Raw genomic sequence first — 21,625 nt, 5'->3', positions numbered from 1 at the left:
CCCGTCGATATCTGGAGTGCCATCGCCCCGGAGAAAGGATTTTCACGGAAATAAGTTCGGCTGGAGCCGCCATTTACGCCCGCCAATCGCTCTTTTGCAGGAACCTGGAAGCTCGCCAACGGTTAAGGAGACGAGCCGCAGGAAATGAGATCAAGCGCTGCCGAGGCCGGGCGCGCACTGGAGGGATTGTCGCCGTTGGGCACGATTGGGGGGCACAATCGGGCCGGAGGGCCGCCAACTGGCAAGAGGAGCAAAAGATGCTCGATCTTCCCGATGCACGCAACCGAATGGTCGAAGTCCATCTCAGTCGCCGTGGCATCCATGACCACGAGGTGCTGGAAGCGATGCGTGAGGTTCCGCGCGAGGCTTTCGTCGCACCCGGCTTTGAAGAATTCGCCTACGAGGATGGGCCGCTGCCGATTGCGGAGGGCCAGACGATATCGCAGCCCTACATCGTCGCATTGATGATCGAGATGGCGGAGATCGGACCGGGCGACCATGTCCTGGAGGTTGGCACCGGCTCCGGGTACGCGGCTGCCGTGATGAGCCGGATCGTCGAACGCGTTTACACGATCGAACGCCACGCTGGATTGGCCGAAACGGCGAGGCAGCGGTTCGAAGAGCTTGGCTATGATAATATCGAAGTTCGCACCGGCGATGGCACCAAAGGCTGGCCCGACGCAGCGCCCTTCGACGCCATTCTGGTCGCAGCCGGCGGACCCGGTGCGCCGCTTGCGCTTCAGGAGCAGCTCGACGTCGGCGGCAGGCTCGTCATCCCGGTCGGCGACGAACCGCATGATCAGCGCCTTCTCAAGGTCACCCGAACCGGCGCTGCAACTTACAGCGAAGAGGATTTCGGCGGCGTGCGGTTTGTCCCGCTCATCGGCGAGCAGGGCTGGCCCGAGAATGGCAGCCGCATCGCGGATCGTCCGTCCGGACGCGCGCGCACGCGCAGCCTGCCGGAGATGATCGCGGCGGCGGCCGAACCGCTGCCGGATTTCGACGATCCGGCGTTCGGCGAATTGTTCGACCGGTTTGGCGACAGGCGCGTCGTCCTGCTCGGTGAAGCGAGCCACGGCACGTCGGAGTTCTACCGAGCCCGCGCGGCGATCACTCGCAGGCTGATCGAGAAACACGGCTTCACCATCGTCGCAGTCGAGGCCGACTGGCCTGATGCAGCGGCGATCGATCGCTACGTCCGCCACCGGTCGTCACGCGCTGACGCCGATCCGCCGTTCCAGCGGTTTCCCACCTGGATGTGGCGCAACACGGACGTTGCGGCGTTCGTCGACTGGATGCGACAACACAATGAAAGGATCAGGATATCGTCCCGACTGGCGGGGTTCTATGGCCTCGACATCTACAACATGAGCGGATCGATCGCCGCGGTTCTGCAATATCTCGACCGGGTCGATCCGCAGGCGGCAAAGATCGCACGTGAACGCTATGGCTGCCTGACGCCTTGGCAAAACGAGCCATCCACCTATGGCCGTGTCGCGCTCACATCGGGTTACGAGAAATGCGAGAAGGCGGTGCTTGAACAATGCCGCGAACTGCTTGCCAAACAGCTCGACTATGCGCAGCAGGACGGCGTCGATTTTCTGGATGCCACCCAGAATGCCCGGCTGATCGCTTCCGCAGAACGCTACTATCGGATCATGTACTATGGCGGCGCGCAGTCCTGGAACCTGCGCGACACCCACATGTTCGAGACGCTCGAGCATCTGCTGGAAGCTCGCGGGCCGAACGCCAAGGCGGTCGTGTGGGCGCATAATTCCCATATTGGCGACGCCCGCTATACCGAGATGGGAATTGTCAGGGACGAAGTGAACATAGGCCAGCTCTGCCGCCAGCGTTTCGGCGACGGGGCAGCCTTGATCGGGCTCGGCACGCATTCCGGGACAGTGGCCGCGGCCTCCGACTGGGACGGCGAGATGGAAATCAAGCGGGTGCGGCCTTCCCATAGCGATAGCTACGAGCGGCTTTGCCACGACTGCGGCGTCTCGCGTTTCCTGCTCGACATCAAGCGCGACGACACGCTGCGCGAACGGCTTCTGGAGCGTCGGCTGGAGCGCTTCATCGGCGTGATCTATCGGCCGGAGACCGAGCTGCGCAGCCACTATGCGGATGCCTCTCTTTCCCAGCAATTTGACGCGTTCGTCTGGTTTGACGAGACCGCCGCGGTGACGCCGCTTGGGCCGGAGCATGTCGGAACGGGCGTTCCCGACACCTATCCGTTCGGGCTTTAGCGCCTCACGGCAGAGCCGCATCAAGGTGCGTTTCGGCGGAACATTCATCGCGCCCTGCTGTTTCTAGAACAGGACCCTTTTCGAAGGAGTTGTGCCATGAGCGGAACCAAACATCCAAAATGGAAAAAGCCGAGCGATGCCGATCTGAGGAACAATCCCGGTATCGGGACCTCCAAGGGCACGATCAAGGAAGGCGACGAACTCGTGCTCGAAGGCGAAAACACGATCGAAGGCGACGTCGAGAACGACACGAATGCCCTTGGCGGGATCAATCCAAGGCAGAAGATGCGGACGAACAAGTAGCGTCGCTGCGCATCCTCCGCGTTATTCACTCCCAGCAAAAAATGTCGCGGCGACAGCAATTGAGATCAGGCTCAGCATCGCAAGGCCTGCCCTGGCGACGTGCGAGGCTTCCCAAACGTCGCGCAAGTCTCTCCAGTCGCGGCTTTGCTTCCGAGGGAGCAATGAAAAAAACGTCGCGGCTGGCTTCGACACAGCGACATCTTGCACCCAGAAATTGTTGACGGGATGGGTGACCAACCAATAGGTCGCATGTTCCGCCACCAAGAAGACAAGGGCCGTCAAGGTCCACCAGAATCGAGCGCCTGGATAAGGCGTCAGGTAGAGCAGGATGGCGAGCGCAATGATGCCGCCGATCTCGGCGAACCCGCCGATAGTGAAGCCGGGATAGTAGATCGCCTGCACAGATTTGTAAGTGGCCTCCTTGAGGCGCAACTTGCCGGGCAACTCCAACGCGTGCGCGAGCGAGAGCGCCATCGTGATTGCGACCAGAAGAAGGGTGACAATCATGAACGCGCGCATGCTGCTGCTCCCTGATCCGTGCCTCGCAATAAGCAGCGTACATAGAGTGCTCCCCGACCCGGTAAAGGTGACGAAGGTGGAGGCGCGGCCCCATTTTCCAGCGCCGCTGGCATTGAGCTCCGCCGAAATTGTCATTCGGACGGCGCGTCCGTGCCATCGGCCTTCCAAATGGCCACGCCTGTGACGGCAGGGAACCATCGTCAGGCGCGATGGTTGTCATCCCAGGGTGATCCTCCTCAAGGAACATCCCAGGGTGTTCCTCAGGAACATCCCAGGGTGATCCTCCTCAAGGAAACGGCCATGACCGATCCTGATCCTGATCCGAACAATCCCGTTCCAATACCGGATAATCCCAATCCTGAGCCTGCCCGGCCGCCTGCTCCGCCGGAAACTCCGCCGAATGAGCCTCCGGGCGTTCCTCCGCCTTCGCCTGATCCCGTTCCCAGCCCGGAAAGGCAGCCCGTCGAAATTCCTCCCGATACACCACCCGAGATTCCCACGGAACCGACCTTCCCGGGTCCTACGGCCAGAGCATCGGACCCACAGCAAGCCTGATCACGAGAGGCTGGGCTGACGCATGGCGAAACAGCGCGGCCCCGCAGCGATTGGCTGTAGACCGACGCCGTCGCCGGCCGTCCGGTTGATCATTCCCCGATTTGGCTGGTCGAACGCTCGTTGAGCGTCCCACCCGTTTGCGCATCGATCGCCGCCAGGCTGACCTCATAGCCCCACAGGCGACGGATATGGCGCAGTGTCGCGTCGCGGCTGGCCTCCTCCAGCACGATGCCGTTCTTCACCTTGTGCTCCAGTCGCAACTGTCGGTCGCCGAGCAGGTCCACATCCACCACCTGGATATCCGGCCGGCTGGCGCCGATGTCGTAGCTGTGGGCGAGCCCGGCGCGTATCTTTTCGTAGCCACGCTCATTGTGTATCGACGCGACTTCGTAATGCGGTTCGCTGGCGGCATCGGCAAGGATAAAGAACCGCCATTTCCGCATCAGGGCGGGGCTCAGATACTGGCGGATGAAAGATTCGTCGCGATGGTTCGCCCACGCGTCGAGCAGGGTTTCGCGCCAATTGCCGTTGCCGGCTATATCGGGGAACCAGTCACGATCCTCGGCGGTCGGCTCAGTCGATATGCGCTGGATGTCCTGCATCATGTCCAGGCCCAAGGCATAAGGATTGATGCCGGAAAACCGCGGATCGTCGAAGCCCGGCTGGAAAATCACGTTCGAATGGTTGCGCAGGATTTCCAGCATCGCGCCTTCGGTGATCAGGCCGCGATCGAACAGCGTGTTCATGAGTGTGTAGTGCACAAACGTGGCACAACCTTCGTTCATCACCTGCGTCTGCCGCTGCGGATAAAAATATTGCGCGACGACGCGGACGATCCTGATGATTTCACGTTGCCAAGGCTCCAGGACCAGGCTGTTTTTTTCCAGGAAGTAGAGCAGGTTCTCCTCGGGCAGGTTGAGCGTTTTCTTCCGCTCCGCCATGCCGGGATCCTTTTCCCCAACATTGTCTCCGTCCTTCGAACGCGGGAGCGTGCGCCACAGGTCATTGTAGGACCGCTCTTCGTACTCCAGGCGCTCGCGAACGCCTTCGCGCTGCCGCTCCGACGACAGCTTCGGCGGCCGATGGTATCTGAACACGCCCTGCTCCATCAGCGCGTGGGCCGAGTCGAGGATCGCCTCCACCGCGGCCACGCCGTGCCGCTCCTCGCAACGGGTGATATAACCCTTGGCGAAGTCCAGATAACTCAGGATCGCGCTGGCGTCCGTCCACTGCCGGAACAGATGATTGTTCTTGAAGAAATGATTATGGCCAAGCGCTGCATGAGCTGTCACCAGGGCCTGCAGGGCCATGGTGTTTTCCTCCATCAGGTAGACGATGCAAGGATTGGAATTGATGACCAGTTCATAGGCGAGCCCCCGCCCGCCTTTGCGATAGAGCAATTCCTGGTAGAGGAAATGCTTGCCGAAGGACCAATGGCGATACATCAGCGGCATGCCGACCGAGGAATAGGCGTCGAGCATCTGCTGGGAGGAGATGATCTCCATCTGCACCGGGTAGACGTCGAGGTGAAGCTCTTCGATCGCGAGCGCCTCGATCGCTTCGTAGGCGCGCGACAATGTCTTGAAATCCCAGTCGGATCCGGAAAAGAGCAAACCTGATTTGCTGGCTTGGCCGGATTTGCTGGTTTGGCCGGATTTGCTGGTCTGGTTCGCCATCGGCTCTCCCTCAAGCGCTCTTCTGGAAGGCCGGCTGCCTGGCAAAGAGCTGGCGAAAGACCGGATAGATGTCGGCTGCGTTGGCGATACGGCTCATCTGGAAATTCGGCCATCTCTGGTTGACAGCATTGTAGGCGCGCCAGAGCGAGGTTCCATTGTCGGTGGTGCCGAAAATATGGCTCTCGCGTTCGTCGATGATCTCGACATAGGCGAAATACTGGCACAGGCGCATGATCTGGCTGTCCATGAGGCCTATGCAGCGCTCGGAATCGGTCACGAAATTGTCGCCATCCGATGCCTGGGCGGCATAGATGTTCCACTCGTTGCTGGGATAGCGCTGCTGGATGATGCGGTGCATCTCTTCGAGGGCCGTGGAAACGACCGTGCCGCCGCTTTGCGTATTGTAGAAGAAGGTTTCCTCATCCACCTCCTGCGCCTCGTGCGTATGGCGGATGAAGACGATTTCGGTGCGATCGTAGCGCCGTTTCAGGAACAGGTGCAGCAGCACGAAGAAGCGTTTGGCCAAATCCTTCTCGCGCTCGCCCATCGAGCCGGATACGTCCATGAGACAGAACATGACCGCATTGGCATTCGGCACGGGCCGGAAGTCGAAACGGTTGAAGCGGATGTCGACCGGGTCGACATAGGCGATCCGCTTGCGGCGGCGCTCAAGTCGCTCAAGCTCTTCCCGCAACGCAGTAATGCGCTGGTGTGTCGCCGCGCTCGCTGGCTCTGCCTCCAGGATTGCGAGTTCCTCCGCAATCGCATCAAGCTCCCCCTGCTTGGGACGCCTGAGCGCAATCCGGCGACCATGGCTGTTTCGCATCGTGCGCCCGACATTGATGTTGGTTGGGGCACCGGTCGCGGCGAATCCAGCCCGGCGCGGCTTGAAAGCGAGTATCTCCTTGAGATTGAGCTTGACCATGTCGGGAAGTTCGAGATCCTCGAAAAAGAGATCGAGCACCTCCTCGCGCGAGAGCACGAAACGAAAGTCGTCCTCCGAAACCGTTTTCCCGGGAGACGAGCCGCCGCCGCCCTGGCCGGGCTTGGGGACCCGGTCGCCTGGGGCGAAATGCTTGTTGCCCGGCAGGATGTGCTGCCGCTTGCCGCTGTCCTTCGCATCGCCGAAACTCGGCTCGGCTGTGCCCCTCGCTGGCATGGAGACGGCATGTTCGGCATCCACATCCGCGATCTTGCCGGTGCGGATCTGATCCCGGATGCTTCGCTTCAGCTCCTCGCGCGCACGTTTCAGGAAGCGCTGGCGGTTGCCGAGGCTCTTGTCCTTCGGGTTCAGTCGGCGATCGATGAAGATCGGCATGGAACCATCCCGGCCGGACTCAACCCGCCTTGTTCACCCGCATGTACCAGTCCACCAGCCGGCGGACCTGACGTTCGGTGTAGCCGCGTCCGACCATCCGATGCACGAACTCGGTATGCCGCTTCTCCGTCACGCTGTCCTGCTTGGAGCCGAAGCTGATCACCGGGAGCAGATCCTCGACCTGGCCGAACATCCGCTTTTCGATGACTTCGCGCAGCTTTTCATAGCTTGTCCATGACGGGTTGCGGCCATGGTTCCTTGCCCGCGCGCGCAACGTGAACTTCACGACCTCGTTGCGGAAATCCTTGGGATTGGCGATGCCGGCCGGCTTTTCGACTTGCGACAGTTCGTTGTCCAGCACCTCGCGATTGAGGATCTGGCCGGTATCGGGGTCTTTATAGTCCTGATCCTCGATCCAGGCATCGGCGTAGGCGATGTAGCGGTCGAACAGGTTCTGGCCGTATTCGCTGTAGGATTCCAGATAAGCCTTCTGGATCTCATGGCCGATGAACTCGGCATAACGCGGGGCGAGCTCGGACTTTATGAAGTCGAGATAGGCGGCTTCCGTTTCCTTTGGGAACTGCTCGCGCTTGATCGCCTCCTCCAGAATGTACATCAGATGCACGGGATCGGCGGCCACTTCCTTGGTGTCGTAGTTGAATGTCTGCGACAGGATCTTGAAAGCAAAGCGCGTGCTGACGCCGGTCATGCCCTCGTCGACCCCAGCGGCATCGCGGTATTCCTGAACCGACTTCGCCTTGGGATCTATGTCCTTGAGGTTTTCGCCGTCATAAACGCGCATCTTCGTGTAGAGCGGCGAATTGTCGTGCTCGGCCAGACGCGTCGATACGGTGAAGCGGCTGAGAATATCCAGCACCTCCGGAGCGCAGGAGCTGGAGGCCAATTCGCTCTCGCGCAGCAGCTTTTCGTAGATCTGCCTTTCTTCGGTGACCCGCAGGCAATACGGCACCTTGACCACCAGGATACGGTCGAGGAACGCCTCATTGTTCTTGTTGTTCTTGAACTGCAGCCATTCCGATTCGTTGGAATGGGCCACGACGATGCCCTGATAAGGGAAAGATCCGAAGTTTTCCGTGCCGTTGTAGCTGCCTTCCTGGGTAGCGGTCAGCAACGGATGGAGGACCTTGATCGGCGCCTTGAACATCTCGACGAACTCAAGCAACCCTTGCGTGGTCCGGTTCAGGCCGCCGCTGTAGGAATAGGCGTCCGGATCGGATTGGCTGAAATGCTCGAGTTGTCTTATGTCGACCTTGCCGACCAAGGCCGAAACGTCCTGGTTGTTTTCATCGCCTGGCTCGGTCTTGGCGATGCCGATCTGGCGCAGCCGCGAAGGCATCAGCTTGACGACGCTGAACTTGGAGATGTCGCCGGACAGTTCATCGAGGCGCTTGGCCGCCCACGGCGAGATCAAGCCGTTCAACCGGCGCCGCGCGATGCCGTATTTGTCCTCCAAAAGGTCAGCCATGCGGTCGGGATGGAAAAGCCCGAGCGGCGATTCGAAAACCGGGCTGATCTGGTCGCCGACCTTCAGCGTATAGATCGGACGCTGCTCCATCAGCTTCTTCAGGCGTTCGGCCAGCGAGGACTTGCCGCCGCCGACAGGGCCGAGCAGGTAAAGAATCTGCTTGCGCTCCTCAAGCCCTTGAGAGGCGTAGCGAAAATAGCCGGCGATACGCTCGATCGTGTCCTCCATGCCATAAAACTCGGCGAAGGAGGGGTACACCTTGATTGTCCTGTTCGCGAAAATGCGGCCGAGCCGCTCATCCATGCTGGTGTCGACCAGAGTGGGTTCGCCGATCGCCTCGACCATCCGTTCGGGCGCCGAGGCATACATCGATTTATCCTCACGGCAGGCGAGGAGATATTGCTGGATGCTTATCTCCTCCTGCGCCGCATTCGTGTAAATCTCCGAAAACAGATCGAAGACGTCGGAGTGGTTCTCGCGCATGGTATCCTCGCCCCGGCCGGTCTGGTTGCTGTCGCCTCTTCATTCAACTGTCGGAAAGCCTTTGTGGTTCCCTCTCAACACGTAGTGAGTCTGAGACCAGATGTTAGGGGTCCAGACAGATATCGTCAAAGCCTGAAAACCAGCCAGCCAATGGTTCGCACAATGGAACGTTTCCGAGGGACGTCCATTCCTCCATCAGTGCGCTTGCCGAGCACAAGCCCGCCACGAACAAGCCGTTTTTTGGAGGAATGAACCATGCCGCTTACGCTCAGCAGTTCCGCCTTTGCCGAGGGTGGAAAAATTCCGGAAAGATATACCCGTGATGGAAAGAACGTGTCCCCGCCGCTGAAATGGTCGGGCGTGCCGGATAAGGCGAAGAGCCTCGTTCTCGTCTTGCAGGATCCCGATGCGCCGAACGGAACCTTCGGTCACTGGGCAGTGTTCAACATCCCGCCTGACGTCGGCGAACTGCCCGACGCTGAGAGTGGCAAGCCTGGTCCTGCAGCGCTCAGGCAAGCCACAAACGACTTTGGCAACGCTTACTATGACGGTCCTGAACCGCCGATCGGGCACGGCATCCATCATTACCATTTCCGACTTGCCGCGCTCGACACGCCGAGCCTCGCGATTCCGGGGTCCGCGGGCGTGGAGCGCATCTGGCAAGAAGCCAAAAAACATGTCCTGGAGGAAGCAGAATTGGTGGGGACATACGAACGCAACGGTTGAATTGGCGGCACAGGTCATTCGGTTGAAGATATCTACACCGTGCTGTCCGCCCCTGCACCAGAAGGGAGGAACGGTTCCACCTTCTCGACAATGAGGGAAAGGAGATGTTCCATGTTCGAGAACAGCATGTGGTTGATCGTCGTTGCCGGCGGCCCGCTATTGCTGGCGATCCTGATCGCCTACGCACTCCTCACGCAGCGCGATCGCGGTCCGGCAGAACGCAGAGAAAGCGATCGGGCGACCGAGCGCTTGTATCGCGAGCAAAAGGACTGACCGGCTGGGGCGGAGCCAGTTGAAGATCACATCGGCAGCCCGACCTTTGTCTTTGCTGCCACTACACTCCGACGCTTTCGGGCCAAAGCGCCTGGATGTGTTTCGGCAAAGCGTCTCGCACTTTCGCCGACTGGCCGAGGTCGACATGCCGAGCGAGAACTTTGAACACAGATCTCGTCGCATCCTCGGGATTCACGGGTCGAGTGGATTTCATCTCCTCGGCCACGCGCTGCAGGAATTCCTCCAATGAACGGCTGTTGGTCGGCAGATTATGCGGCCGATACCGATCATAGTAGGCGCCGCGTATGAGAAGCGGCAGCTCCGCTCCCAAATTGGCAGCCAGTTCGATCTGCAGCCAGTCTCGCAAAGTGCGCAAAACGGCGCCCAGCATATGCCAGGCAACGCGCCTATCGGGCCCGTGGTCGGCCATGATCTCGTCCAGCCAGATGTGTGTTGTTTGCAGGGTTTTGTCAAAAACTTCCAGGCCGGTTGCGCTCATCGTCGCCTCCTTAAGCATGGGCAATCCCAATACCCACGACGGGCAAACGGGGATCGAGCGCAATTGTTTCGTCAGTCGTTGAAAAATTGCCCGGCGAATGCAGCTTTAGTTCGAAAACTCAATTGCCCGGAACCTTCCGCCCATCTCGCCGGTTTACCGCGGAGGGGTTGGAAATGGGTCAATATTTCAGCCTGTCCGCTGCGTCTTTTTTGCTCGCGAGCGGCTATGCCGGCGCTCGGTCGGTACTTGAGCCCGCGGGAGAGGAAGCGCAGCAGATAGCCGTGCTGTTCTGGGTAATGCTAAGCGGCGGCGCGCTCATCTGGCTGGGCGTGGTCGGCCTGCTTCTTCATTCAGCCCTGTTCAATCGCCGCAGGCTGGCCGAAAAGTCCGCCAGCAGGATCATCCTTTGGGGCGGCGTGGTCTTCCCGTCGGTCACGCTTTGTGCCCTGCTCGCCTATGCACTGTGGCTGATGCCTGGCCTCCGGCCCTTCGCCCAGGCGAGCTCCGCCGCCCTGCGGATCGAGGTCACCGGCAGGCAGTTCTGGTGGGAAGTTGTCTATCACCCATCTCAGGGGCCACCGGTCGCTTCTGCCAACGAGATCAGGCTGCCGGTCGGCGAGCGGGTCGAATTGACCCTGAAAAGTGCCGATGTGATCCATTCCTTCTGGATTCCACCGCTCGGCGGCAAGATGGACATGATCCCCGGCCGCATCAACAGGCTTTCACTCAAGGCCACGAAACCCGGTGTTTTCCGGGGACCTTGTGCCGAATATTGCGGCACGTCTCACGCGCTGATGGCGTTCTCGGCCGTGGCGATGGAGCCCGAAGCATTCCGGTCCTGGCTGGCCGCCCAGGCGATTCCTGCGCCAAGCGCAGGCGCGAGCGGCAGCGCGCTGTTCCTGCGTCATGGCTGCGGGTCCTGCCATTTCGTCGCGGGCACAGATGCGCGCGGCACGATCGGCCCGGATCTTTCGCATCTCGGATCCCGCGTCACCGTCGGAGCTGGCATCTTGCCCAACACCGAAGACGCCGTCGCCCGCTTCATCGCCCGGCCCGAACTGATCAAGCCCGGCTCCAGCATGCCGGCTTTCGACATGTTGCCGCCGGGCGACGTTCGCGCCATAGCAGCCTGGCTGAGAGGCCTGCAATGAGCGCTGCGGTCAAGGAGCGTTCGCGGGAAGAATACAAGGCGCAGGAAGAGCGGCTGCGCACCGTGTGGGCCAATCCGACCGGCTGGCGCTACTGGACCTCGGTGAACAATTTCCAGATCGGCCTCTGGTACGGCTCGGCCGCCTTCGCCTTCATGCTGTTCGCCGGCGCGCTCGCGCTGCTCATGCGCCTGCAACTCGCCGTGCCCGACAACGACTTCCTGTCGGCCGAGTTCTTCAACCAGGCCTTCACCCTGCACGGCACGGTGATGATGTTCCTGTTCGCGGTGCCGATCTTCGAGGCGGTCGCGATCTTCCTCCTGCCGCCGATGCTGGGCGCGCGCGAGATGCCGTTCCCGCGCCTCGGTGCCTTCAGTTTTTGGAGCTTTTTCCTTGGCGGTATCTTCGTCTGTGGCTCGATCTTCTTCAATGCTGCGCCGTCGACAGGCTGGTTCATGTATCCGCCGCTCGCCACCGACAAGGAGTTCTCCGGCATCGGCGCCGACATTTGGCTGCTAGGCCTTTCGTTCATCGAAGTCGCCTCGATCGCGGCCGCCGTCGAGCTCATCGTCGGCATCATGAAATGCCGTGCGCCGGGCATGCGCATCAACCTGATGCCGCTCTTCGCCTGGTACCTGCTGATCGTGGCGGGAATGATCCTGTTCGCCTTTCCGCCGCTGATCGCCGGCGACCTCCTGTTCGAGATGGAACGGATGTTCGATTGGCCGTTCTTCGATGCGGCACGCGGCGGCGACCCACTGCTCTGGCAGCATCTGTTCTGGATCTTCGGCCATCCGGAGGTCTACATCATCTTCCTGCCGGCCATCGCGCTGATGGCGATGATCGTGCCGACTTTTTCCCAGCGTCCGATCGTCGGTTATTCCTGGATCGTGCTTGCGGCAGTGGGAACTGGGTTCCTCTCCTTCGGCCTGTGGGTGCATCACATGTTTGCGACAGGCCTGCCGCAGATCTCGCTGGCCTTCTTCTCGGCGGCCTCCGAGGCGGTGGCGATCCCGACCGGCGTGCAGATCTTCGTCTTCATCGCCACCATGCTTGCCGGCCGGGTGATCTTCTCGACGCCGATGCTGTTCGGTGCCGGAGGATTGGCCATCTTCGTCATCGGCGGGCTGACGGGGGTCATGGTGGCGCTAGCACCCTTCGACTGGCAGGCGCACGACACGTATTTTGTCGTCGCGCACCTGCATTATGTGCTGATCGGCGGCATGCTTTTTCCGGTCGTGGCCGGGCTCTATTACTATTACCCGCTGATCGACGCGAAGCAGCTTTCCGACCGTCTGGGTCGGCTCGCCTTCTGGCTGATGTTCTGCGGCTTCAACATCGCCTTCTTCCCCATGCATCTGAGCGGCTTGCGCGGCATGCCCCGGCGCGTCTTCACCTATCCGACCGAAATCGGCTGGGACTGGCTGAACCTGATCTCGACGGCCGGAGCCTTCATCTTCGCAGCGGGCGTCCTGGTGGTTGTCCTCGACGTGCTCAGGCCGAAGCACCGGCAGCCGCGCGGCGAACTCAACCCATGGAACGCCGGCACGCTGGAATGGATTTCCGAGCCGGAGGAGAATTGGGGCGTCCGCTCGATACCCATCGTGCGCAGCCGCTATCCCCTGTGGGACCAAAAGGACCTTGCCCGCAAGGTCAATGAAGGCCGCTATTACCTGCCCGACGCGGAAGAGGGATGGCGCGAGGGCTTGGTCACCTCCGTGCTCGATGCCGAACCCATCCAGGTGCTGCGCGTCGGCGGCACATCCTATGTCACCATCGTCTCGGCCCTCTCGCTCGGGGCCGCCTTCATCGCGCTTACCTTCCACTGGTGGATCGCGACGGCGCTGGCCGCAATCATCTGCTTTTGCGCCGTCATCTACTGGCTCTGGACGGGCACTGGCGAAATCCCCGAGAAGCCGGAGAAGAATGTCGGCCTCGGCCTCAGCCTGCCGCTTTATGCCTCCGGCCCCGATTCGGTCGGCTGGTGGGCGATGTTCATCACCATGGTCGGCGACGGCACGGCCTTTGCCAGCCTTGTCTTCGGCTATTTCTTCTACTGGACGATCCATGCCGACTTCACAGCGGGGATTGCCGGGCCTGATGCGGTCTGGTCGCTGGTGGCTGCCATCCTGTTTGCTGCAGCGTGGGGCCTGATGGTGGCGGCACGCACGTTCAACAGGCGCGGCGCCACGGCCGCTATGCGCGGCTTGCTGGTGCTGTCCTTGCTAACCACCGTCGGCGCGTCCGCCGCAGGTTTGGCCGGGCCGTGGTCTCCCGGCATGGAGCCGACGCGCCACGTCTATCCCGCAATCGTGTGGATCCTCGTGCTCTGGGTGCTCGCCCATGGAGCGGTCGGCACGGTCATGCAGGCCTATTGCCTGGCACGCTCGCTGGCGGGCCGGCTGACGCCGAAGCATGACATGGATCTAGGCAACGTGGTGCTCTACTGGCATTTCCTGCTGGTCACCGCCGTCATCACCTTCACCATCATCGGCCTCTTTCCGGCAGCGATGTGAGGCGGCGATGCGGCTCATCCCGAAACAGATCGAGACACTCTGGACGCTGTTTACCGCGCCCGTGGTCTGGGCTGCGCATTTCCTCGTCTGCTACCTGGGCGCGGCGATCTATTGCGCTAAACCCGAGCTTGTCGGGCTGAGTTTCAGCGCTGTGCGCGCGGGTATCGCCGCCGCCACTGTGATCGCCCTCTCACTGATCGCGCTGTCCGCATGGCTCGCCTGGCGGCAATGGGGCTTCGGCACCGATGATCCGCCCCATGACGATCCGACGAGGCGGGACCGGACCCTGTTCCAGGGATTTGCGACGCTGCTGCTCTCGGGTCTCAGCTTCATCGCCGTGATCTTCACCGCGATGCCCGCATTGTTCCTGACGGAGTGTATCCGGTGAGACGCGCTTGCCTCATCCTCGGCCTCTTCGTCCTCGCCCTGGTCTGGCTCGGGCCGCTGCTCGACGCCTGGCGGGATTCGTTTTCGGCGCACATGCTGGCGCATATGGGAGTGGTAGCGATCGCCGCGCCGCTGATGGCGATTGGGATCCCGCTCGGTCCAACACCAGATGCAAACCGGACATTCGCCCTACCCCTCCTCGCCTCGCTCGTCGAGCTTGTCATTGTCTGGTCCTGGCACGCGCCGGCCATGCGGGGGCTGGCTCAAAGCTCGCTGTTGGCCACCGCCATCGAGCAGGCCACGTTCCTCGCCGCCGGGCTGTTCTTGTGGTTGGCCTGCCTGCCGCGCCGCGGCTCGGACACCACAGGCAATGCCGCCGGAGCCTTCGCCCTGCTTCTCACATCCATCCATATGACCTTGCTCGGCGCGCTGCTGGCGCTGACCCCAAGGCCGCTTTATGGGACAGGCGAGGTAAGCTGCTTCGGCGTCGCGCTTTCCGCGCAGCAGGATCAGGAGCTTGGCGGCGTGATCATGCTTCTGGTTGGTGCTGCGGTCTATCTGGCCGGCGGCTTGACGCTTTTCGCGCGCATGCTCGCCACTCCGTCGCGGGAGACAGGCTGATGCATATCAGCTGGAAAAAGCTCGCCATAGCGCTGGCCATTCTGCCCTTCGTCGTGGTGCTGGCGGCCTGGATCGGCTTTTTCAATGTCGGTGCCTCAAGCGGCCACTGGAAGATCACGGAATGGTTTCTCCATTTCGCCATGCGATCGGCTGTGCGCACCTATGCGCTGGCGGTCGACGTTCCGGAAACTCTGCCGCGCCATGCGATCCAGCCGGCCGCCGGACATTTCGCGCGCGGCTGCGCCATCTGTCACGGTGCGCCGGGCGAGCCGCGATCTCCTGTCGTCACGAGGATGCTGCCGCAGCCGCCCGACCTTGCCGGGTCCGTCGGCGAATGGACCGACGCGCAGCTTTTCCGCATCGTCAAGCACGGCGTGCGCTTCACCGGCATGCCTGCCTGGCCGACGCAGGAACGCGACGACGAGGTCTGGGCGATGGTCGCCTTCCTGCGCGAGCTGCCGTCGATGGACGAAGCCACCTATCGTGACCTCGCCTTTGGAGAAACGCTAGCGTCTCCCGAAGGCGATGCCGGGCCCCTGCCGCAGGCGCTCGCGGATTGCGTCCGCTGCCACGGTGGGAACGGACGGGGTCGCGGTCCCGCGATACCCGTTCTCGCCGGGCAGAGCGAAGCCTATCTCCTTGAAAGCCTGCGTGCCTACGCCGAAGGAAGCCGGGCAAGCGGGATGATGAGCCTGCCCGCCATTGAGGCGGGGCCTCAGTTCTGGCCGGACCTGGCCAGGCATTTCGCCGCCCTGCCGACGACGCACGCCAGCGGCGGGGGCGATCCCGCGCTCATCGGGCGCGGCAAGGAAATCGCCGAGAGAGGCATGAGGCACGCCGGCGTGCCCGCCTGTCTCGGCTGCCATGGAAGACAGGACCGCAGTCGGTTCTATCCCTCCCTCGCCGGCCAGCCTGAGCGCTACATCGCGGCGCAGCTTGGGCTGTTCAGGGCCGGAAAGCGTGGCGGAACGCGCTTCGGCCATCTCATGGCCAATGCCGCGAAGGGTCTGACGGATGACGACATCCGCGCGCTTGCGGCCTATTTCTCGCTATCGGCCGCTCCGTCCGCAACCGGAACGCGATAAGCGCGTTTGCGTTTTTTCGACATTCCGAGGTTCTGGTGAAAAAGTTGCTTACCGCCGTTCTCGTGCTGATCGTTCTTTTCGTCGTCGCCGGCGGAGCGGTCTTCTTCCTGTCCCGCGAAGAGGCGACAGTTCCGATCGCAGAGGGCTATGGCCCCAACCCGACTCTGCCGGAGCCCAATCTGACCTGGCTGCCGACCGTCCATGTCGCCAAGGCCGCGCCGTGGCCGAAGGGCACGAAGCCGACAGCGGCCCAAGGATTTGCAGTCAACGAGTTTGCCGGCGGGCTCGACCATCCGCGCTGGCTGCACGTGCTGCCAAACGGCGACGTGCTGGTGGCGGAGAGCAATGCGCCGCCCAGGCCGGACGAGGGCTTTAACACACGCAGCTTACGCGGCTTCCTCATAGATAGCATACGCAGCATACGCCACTTCTTCACAGACCTCTTCCAGAGCCGGGCTGGCGCGGAAACGTCTAGCGCCAATCGCATCTCGCTGCTGCGCGATCAGGATGGCGACGGGGTGGCAGAAACCAAAACGGCCTTCCTCACTGGGCTGTTCTCGCCATTCGGCATGACCCTGCTCAATGGCAAGCTCTACGTCGCCAATGCCAATGCAATTGTGGCTTTTCCCTACCAGGAGGGCGCGACCGAGATCACCGCACCGGCGGAGAAGATCGTCGACCTGCCTGCGGGGAGGAACCACCACTGGACCAAGGACGTGACCGCCTCGCAGGACGGGACGAAGCTCTATGCAACGGTCGGATCCAATTCCAATGTCGGCGAGAACGGCTTGGAGGAAGAGGAGAGCCGCGCCGCCGTGCTGGAGATCGATCTCGCCTCGAAACAGACGCGTCTCTTCGCCTCCGGGCTGCGCAATCCCAACGGCCTGTCCTGGAATCCGGAAAGCGGCGAGCTTTGGGTCGTCGTCAACGAGCGCGACGAGATCGGTAGCGACCTCGTGCCGGACTACATGACCTCGGTGAAGGATGGCGGCTTCTACGGCTGGCCTTACAGCTACTACGGCCAGCATGTCGATGATCGCGTCGAGCCGCAGCGGCCCGACCTCGTCGCCAAGGCGATCAAGCCGGACTATGCGCTCGGGGCGCACACGGCTTCATTGGGACTGACCTTCAACACGGGCGACCTGTTCGGTCCTCAATACAGGAATGGCGCCTTCGTCGGGCAACACGGCTCGTGGAATCGCAAGCCGCGCAGCGGCTACAAGGTGATTTTCGTGCCGTTTACCGGTGGCAAGCCCTCTGGCCCGCCTCAAGACATCCTCACCGGCTTCCTGAGCCAGGACGACAAGGCTTTCGGCCGTCCTGTGGGGGTGGCGATAGACCGGCGCGGCGCCCTGCTTGTGGCGGATGATGTCGGCAATAAGGTCTGGCGGGTCGTTCCATCGCAGGCACAATCGGCACTTTGAGCGGTTCGTGCTGCCGGCGACCTGATGAGGCTGACGCAATCAAGCCGAAATCAAGGTGTCGGTACCACCCCGCGCCCGCGTACATGCCGGACCGTCTGACGCATACGATCGGCAAGAAAAGCGAGCTGGCCTTGCGCCGTGCGCGTCCCAAGAACGGATTGTAGGATAACACCCTGCGTTGCGAACTTGTTCTTGAACGACTCTGCGCCACAGAGGAAATCGACCATGCCCAAGCCATGATCGATCGACCACTGTATGTAGTCCATGATCAGGATTATGCCCGGCGACGCTCGGCTGAAATCCGGATCGAAGGTGGTCACAAACGCCATCATGACCTGGCGCTGGACGAAGTTGATGGAGACCGCGACCATCACGCCATCGCATTCGAGCACGAAAATGCGCAGCAAGCCGGCGCGCGCCAGCGCGTCGACGAGTGCGGCGAGCACTGGCGTTCCCTCCTCGAAAAGTTGGGATTCACGCGTGTGCTGCACCAGCCATCTGCGCTTCAGGGCAGCGAGCCGCTCCAATACCGGCTGCAGCGGCTCATCGGGCGCAAGCAAGCGAAATTTCACTTTCCCGGTTTCTTCCAATGCCTTGATGCCTCGCCGATAGTTCTGGCGTGTCTTTTTGGACTGGTCCTCGAACCATGCCGCTCCGCTCTTCCACGGTCCGGCGACGCGATAACTGACTTCCTCCCTGTGATTGGGGCGAAGCCTGATGCCGCGTGAGACATCCGGAGTAAAAATTTTGCGCGCCGCCGCACCCGGCAAAAGACGATTGAGAAAGGCAAGATCGAAGCCGCCGGCGTCACATATCTGGGCCCATACGCCCTGCAGGGCCGATAATGAGCATTCCGGAGCAATGAGAATATCCCCGTAATCGGTATAGCTGTTGGCCGCCCATTCAAGAAACCGCAGGCCTTTGCGCTTGCCGATCGCCAGGGGAACGATGGCAACGAGCCTGTCACCGTTCCAGACCAGGCCGATCCGCAGCGCGCGTTGGTCACGGTCCGCTACAGTATTCCACCATGCCGAAACCCAGGCATGACTCTGAAAGATCAGCGCATCGGTGCGATGCCAAAGATGCATCCAATCGGCTTCGACCGCAGCCAGGCGTTCCGCCGAACGGACAACTTCCAGGCGCTCTGCGCTCGAAGCGTCAATCGAAACAATGGTGTTCATGAAGGGGAACGATCCTGTGGCTGTGCGACGACATCGGGACGCCTGTGGAACAGTCGGACGACATGCCCTCCCATCTTCTTGAGAGGCAGGATGTAAAGCCCAAAGAGCGATTGATAGTCGCGCACATCGCGATCTATCAGGCCAAATTTGAGGTCTTCATCCGGATCCGGGACAAACTGCGTTCCGAAGAAGCGGTCCCAGAACGAAAAAAGCAGGCCAAAATTCTTGTCATAGTGGCGAGGGTCGATGCTGTGGTGCACCTGATGCCAGTGCGGGCACAAGATGATGTTGTTCAACGGGCCGAAGGAAATCTTGAAGTGTGTATGGCGAACAAAGTCCATCATCAGGATGTTGCGGATGACATAGACGTTGATGCCGAAGATAGCGATCTCCACCGGATCGAGCGCGATCAGGCTCCAGATGCCGAAGCAGATCCCCGGGATGACGCCATCCCACATACGATTCATCAGATCGTCCAGCGGATGAACCCGATCCTTGGTGATTCCCACCATCACTTCGGCCGAATGATGCACCTTGTGCAATTCCCACAGGAACGGGAAGTGGTGCTGGGCGACATGGTAGAGATAGTATGAGATATCGTAGGCGATCAGCATGGTTGCGGTGAAGATGACGATCGTCACCGGTCCGGCCGGGCCGCCGATGAGCGGCGCCTGGATGTCGAACAGCCAGCCGATTGCCTGGTGTGTCCCATAGCCAACTGCAGCAACGAAGGTGACGCCGGCAGGGATGAGCAGAAAAGGCATCATCAGCCGTTTCGTGACCCAAAATAGGACATCGGCTCGCGCCGACGGGTGTAGAATGACTTCCGCCGGGAACGCGAAATCGAAAAAGTCCCTGAAGGATTTATGCTCGACAGTTCGCCAGTAAGCGACCACCGCGCTCCCCAGTGCCGTGAGAAAAAGCAGGCCGAGCGTCAGCAGATTGAGGTTCGAAAGCTTTTCCACAACCACTCTGGCGAATTCAGAAAACATCGGTGCAGTGGCTCCTGGGCCGTGAGATGGCGATCCGGCGAATTGCGAAGCAAAAAGCTTGCCAAACCCACTGCATGTTGCCTGCAACCAGGCGGCTATTGCGGCTGCAACGAGCAAAGCATGCCGGATTTGCGCCAAACTAGCAGATCAACCGTAACAAAACGCTAAATGTCCGAACGTAATTAATCTCGAATACGGCCGGAACAACGGATAGGCCGTTCTGCTGCGGCGCCGGTCGCTATCTTTGCGACGGGGAGATTGGCGCGAGGTGGATCTTGATTCCGTCTTCGCCCACTTCGCCACGCCAGGCGATGCGTTCGGCTGGCTGCCTGGCGCCAAAACACGGTGAAACCCAGCCGCCCTGCCCCGGTGCGTCGCCGCCGGCGCGGATTTCGACCCCAGCGTCAGGAAACCGGATGGCCATCAGCGGCTCATCGCCACGCAATACCGTGACCGTGTTTGCTTGTTGGTTGGCACTGAGGCCGGCTGCAAGTTGGAAGACGACCTCGGCCACGCGCCTGCCGCCGAGCAGTTGGTCGGCCACGAGAATGCCGTCGGCCTGTTGCGTCACGGTGCGCTGGTGGACGACGCCGAAGCGGCTTTTATACCCGTCATGCCGGGCGCGCAGCTTCCAGTGGGTTCCCGGCTCGCTGTCCATCAATGTCGCAACCGCCTTGTGCGACCAGTTAAACTCCCCGGCGATAATGCTTTGGCTTTTGCCCTCGATATTCAGTGTGTTGTGCGCCGGTGTCGAGCGGAACCAGTCGCGCCAGACGCCCCCCGAGCCGTAGAGCCAGGTGCCGGGGTCGACCAGCACCGGCTCGCCATCGATGCACAAGGTGAGCGACAGCGCGTCGGCATGGCCGTGAGCCGCGATCGAGAGATAGCCGAGCGGGCCGTGGTCGAATGTCAGATCGATGCTGCGGCCATTCATCTCGCCGCGCCAGACGGAGAGCCCGCCTTGCGTGAACGTTTGCAGCCCGTGTGGAACCGGTGCCGGTTCGGACGGCGTGCCAAGGAAAAGCGCACGAAAATCGTCTGGCTTCGACGCGTCGCCCGGCATCCGCAGAAAACCATGGATGGCGGCGGCGACGGATTGGACATAGCCCGGCTCGTCCCCGAGCGTCAGCACGCGACCTTCGTCGTTGTCGCCAAAGCCGGCGGCTGGCGGGAGCCAGCCGACGAAATTGGCAAATGCGGCCAGACGCGCTTCGACGGGCGAGGGAAACGGCGCCCCGCCCTGGCGTGCCGCAGCGGCGCACAGCAAGATGAGTTCGGCCGTGAAGGCGGCGTAGGTCGGGGTCTGCTCGGCACCGGCGCCATCGGCGAGAATCTGCTTGCGCGTCTCGGCCAGGAGGGCTCCGCGTGCAGCGTCGGCCTCGGTCCCCAACGCCAGGCCGATCAGATACTCGCCAGCCAGTTCTGCGACGAGATGGTTGTTGGCGGAGGAAAACCGGGAGGGAAACCGCGGCAGCCAATAGGCGCTTGCCGCCAGGATTTCACCCACTTGCTGCCGTGTCGCCGCGCCCAGTCGGTCGCCGACGAGGTCCAGGGTGACAATCAGGCTGATGGCTCGCAGCGCGACTTCGATGCCGGAAGCCCAGCCACCCCCCCGAAACGGGGGGTTGGCTGAATGCCAACTGTCGATCGCCGCCTCGATGGCCATTCGGGACTCATCGTCGCCGGCGAGAAGCAGGTGGGCGGCAAGTGGCGGCAACTGCTGCAGCCGGTTGATCTCCCAAACATATTTCACATCGCCACGGCCGCCGCCGTCGCGAAAATCGATATCGAAAGTATGGCTTTCGGGACCCGGCCAAAGCCTGCCGGTTACCGGATCAAGGCGCCAAAGCTCGGGAGGAAACAGCCGATCGCGGTCGCGCGGCGGCCATGTCCGCCCGAGTGCGGAAAACTGGCCCTCAAGCGTTTTTTGCGCCGCCGCCGCTATGGCTTGCCGTTGTGCCGGCGTCGCAGCCAGCGCAGCTTCGCGCCACCCAAGCAGCACCGGATGCAACGGGGACGAAGCATAACGCTCCCAGCCGTCGTCGCGGCGGCGCGAAGCGATCCTTCGACGCTGCTCGCCCAGCCGGTGCAACACCTCGGCCGGCTCCATGCTGCGCAACCGGTTGATGTACCAGCCGATTCTCATACGCGCTCCGCCAAGGTTTCGATTCTTATATACCATGC

Annotated in this window: 18 protein-coding genes; 10 read left to right on the top strand and 8 right to left on the bottom strand. The window is 61.6% G+C overall.

Annotated elements, in window-relative coordinates; all coding sequences use genetic code 11:
* Positions 1-257: 257 nt before the first annotated feature.
* Positions 258-2,249, top strand: a complete 1,992-nt coding sequence (locus CIT25_RS32085) for a protein-L-isoaspartate(D-aspartate) O-methyltransferase (protein WP_095489096.1) — start codon at positions 258-260, stop codon at positions 2,247-2,249.
* A 96-nt stretch (positions 2,250-2,345) separates the two neighbouring features.
* Positions 2,346-2,552 (top strand): hypothetical protein, encoded by a 207-nt coding sequence (locus CIT25_RS32080; protein WP_027151394.1) that lies wholly within the window; start codon positions 2,346-2,348, stop codon positions 2,550-2,552.
* A 21-nt stretch (positions 2,553-2,573) separates the two neighbouring features.
* On the opposite strand, the gene CIT25_RS32075 is transcribed toward CIT25_RS32080, so the two are convergent.
* From CIT25_RS32075 to CIT25_RS32060, 4 genes are all read right to left on the bottom strand, one after another.
* Positions 2,574-3,071: a DUF1772 domain-containing protein gene (locus tag CIT25_RS32075; protein WP_095489095.1), complete on the bottom strand. Its 498-nt coding sequence runs from the start codon at positions 3,069-3,071 to the stop codon at positions 2,574-2,576.
* A gap of 644 nt (positions 3,072-3,715) precedes the next feature.
* On the bottom strand, positions 3,716-5,302 hold the full coding sequence (locus CIT25_RS32070; RefSeq protein ID WP_095489094.1) for a SpoVR family protein: 1,587 nt from the start codon (positions 5,300-5,302) through the stop codon (positions 3,716-3,718).
* Between the two features lie 10 nt (positions 5,303-5,312).
* On the bottom strand, positions 5,313-6,620 hold the full coding sequence (locus tag CIT25_RS32065; RefSeq protein ID WP_095489093.1) for a YeaH/YhbH family protein: 1,308 nt from the start codon (positions 6,618-6,620) through the stop codon (positions 5,313-5,315).
* 19 nt (positions 6,621-6,639) lie between these two features.
* Positions 6,640-8,589, bottom strand: coding sequence for a PrkA family serine protein kinase (locus CIT25_RS32060; protein ID WP_095489092.1), 1,950 nt, complete (start codon positions 8,587-8,589; stop codon positions 6,640-6,642).
* A gap of 255 nt (positions 8,590-8,844) precedes the next feature.
* Between CIT25_RS32060 and CIT25_RS32055 the strand changes: the two genes are divergently transcribed.
* Together CIT25_RS32055 and CIT25_RS37040 are read left to right on the top strand one after the other, a co-directional pair.
* Entirely contained in the window at positions 8,845-9,315 is a 471-nt protein-coding gene (locus tag CIT25_RS32055) for a YbhB/YbcL family Raf kinase inhibitor-like protein (protein ID WP_095489091.1), read from the top strand.
* Between the two features lie 111 nt (positions 9,316-9,426).
* Positions 9,427-9,588 (top strand): hypothetical protein, encoded by a 162-nt coding sequence (locus CIT25_RS37040; RefSeq protein ID WP_095489090.1) that lies wholly within the window; start codon positions 9,427-9,429, stop codon positions 9,586-9,588.
* Between the two features lie 61 nt (positions 9,589-9,649).
* On the opposite strand, the gene CIT25_RS32045 is transcribed toward CIT25_RS37040, so the two are convergent.
* Positions 9,650-10,087: a DUF2267 domain-containing protein gene (locus tag CIT25_RS32045; protein ID WP_095489250.1), complete on the bottom strand. Its 438-nt coding sequence runs from the start codon at positions 10,085-10,087 to the stop codon at positions 9,650-9,652.
* A 173-nt stretch (positions 10,088-10,260) separates the two neighbouring features.
* Between CIT25_RS32045 and coxB the strand changes: the two genes are divergently transcribed.
* From coxB to CIT25_RS32015, 6 genes are read left to right on the top strand one after another with little or no spacing between them, the layout of a single operon-like run.
* A complete protein-coding gene (gene coxB / locus CIT25_RS32040) occupies positions 10,261-11,238 on the top strand; it encodes a cytochrome c oxidase subunit II (RefSeq protein WP_095489089.1) in 978 nt (325 codons plus the stop codon).
* Positions 11,235-13,751, top strand: a complete 2,517-nt coding sequence (ctaD, locus tag CIT25_RS32035; RefSeq protein ID WP_095489088.1) for a cytochrome c oxidase subunit I — start codon at positions 11,235-11,237, stop codon at positions 13,749-13,751. The genes coxB and ctaD overlap by 4 nt, the downstream gene beginning before the upstream one ends.
* Before the next feature lie 7 nt (positions 13,752-13,758).
* The gene (locus tag CIT25_RS32030; protein ID WP_095489087.1) at positions 13,759-14,139 is read left to right on the top strand and encodes a hypothetical protein; all 381 of its coding nucleotides are present in this window, start codon (positions 13,759-13,761) and stop codon (positions 14,137-14,139) included.
* Positions 14,136-14,759, top strand: a complete 624-nt coding sequence (locus tag CIT25_RS32025) for a cytochrome c oxidase assembly protein (RefSeq protein WP_158302704.1) — start codon at positions 14,136-14,138, stop codon at positions 14,757-14,759. The genes CIT25_RS32030 and CIT25_RS32025 overlap by 4 nt, the downstream gene beginning before the upstream one ends.
* Positions 14,759-15,844: a c-type cytochrome gene (locus CIT25_RS32020; protein WP_164759139.1), complete on the top strand. Its 1,086-nt coding sequence runs from the start codon at positions 14,759-14,761 to the stop codon at positions 15,842-15,844. Before CIT25_RS32025 ends, CIT25_RS32020 begins: the two co-directional genes overlap by 1 nt.
* A 35-nt stretch (positions 15,845-15,879) precedes the next feature.
* Complete coding sequence (locus CIT25_RS32015) at positions 15,880-17,268, top strand: PQQ-dependent sugar dehydrogenase (RefSeq protein WP_095489085.1); 1,389 nt, start codon at positions 15,880-15,882, stop codon at positions 17,266-17,268.
* A 50-nt stretch (positions 17,269-17,318) separates the two neighbouring features.
* On the opposite strand, the gene CIT25_RS32010 is transcribed toward CIT25_RS32015, so the two are convergent.
* From CIT25_RS32010 to CIT25_RS32000, 3 genes are all read right to left on the bottom strand, one after another.
* Positions 17,319-18,449, bottom strand: a complete 1,131-nt coding sequence (locus CIT25_RS32010) for a GNAT family N-acetyltransferase (RefSeq protein ID WP_095489084.1) — start codon at positions 18,447-18,449, stop codon at positions 17,319-17,321.
* Positions 18,446-19,441, bottom strand: coding sequence for a sterol desaturase family protein (locus CIT25_RS32005; protein WP_095489083.1), 996 nt, complete (start codon positions 19,439-19,441; stop codon positions 18,446-18,448). Before CIT25_RS32005 ends, CIT25_RS32010 begins: the two co-directional genes overlap by 4 nt.
* A 238-nt stretch (positions 19,442-19,679) precedes the next feature.
* Entirely contained in the window at positions 19,680-21,587 is a 1,908-nt protein-coding gene (locus CIT25_RS32000; RefSeq protein WP_095489082.1) for a heparinase II/III family protein, read from the bottom strand.
* Between the last annotated feature and the right edge of the window lie 38 nt (positions 21,588-21,625).

It is taken from the genome of Mesorhizobium mediterraneum, from assembly GCF_002284565.1.
Classification (GTDB): domain Bacteria; phylum Pseudomonadota; class Alphaproteobacteria; order Rhizobiales; family Rhizobiaceae; genus Mesorhizobium; species Mesorhizobium mediterraneum.
The sequence above is the reverse complement of the archived record's forward strand: the minus strand, read 5'-3'. Positions and strand labels throughout refer to the sequence as shown.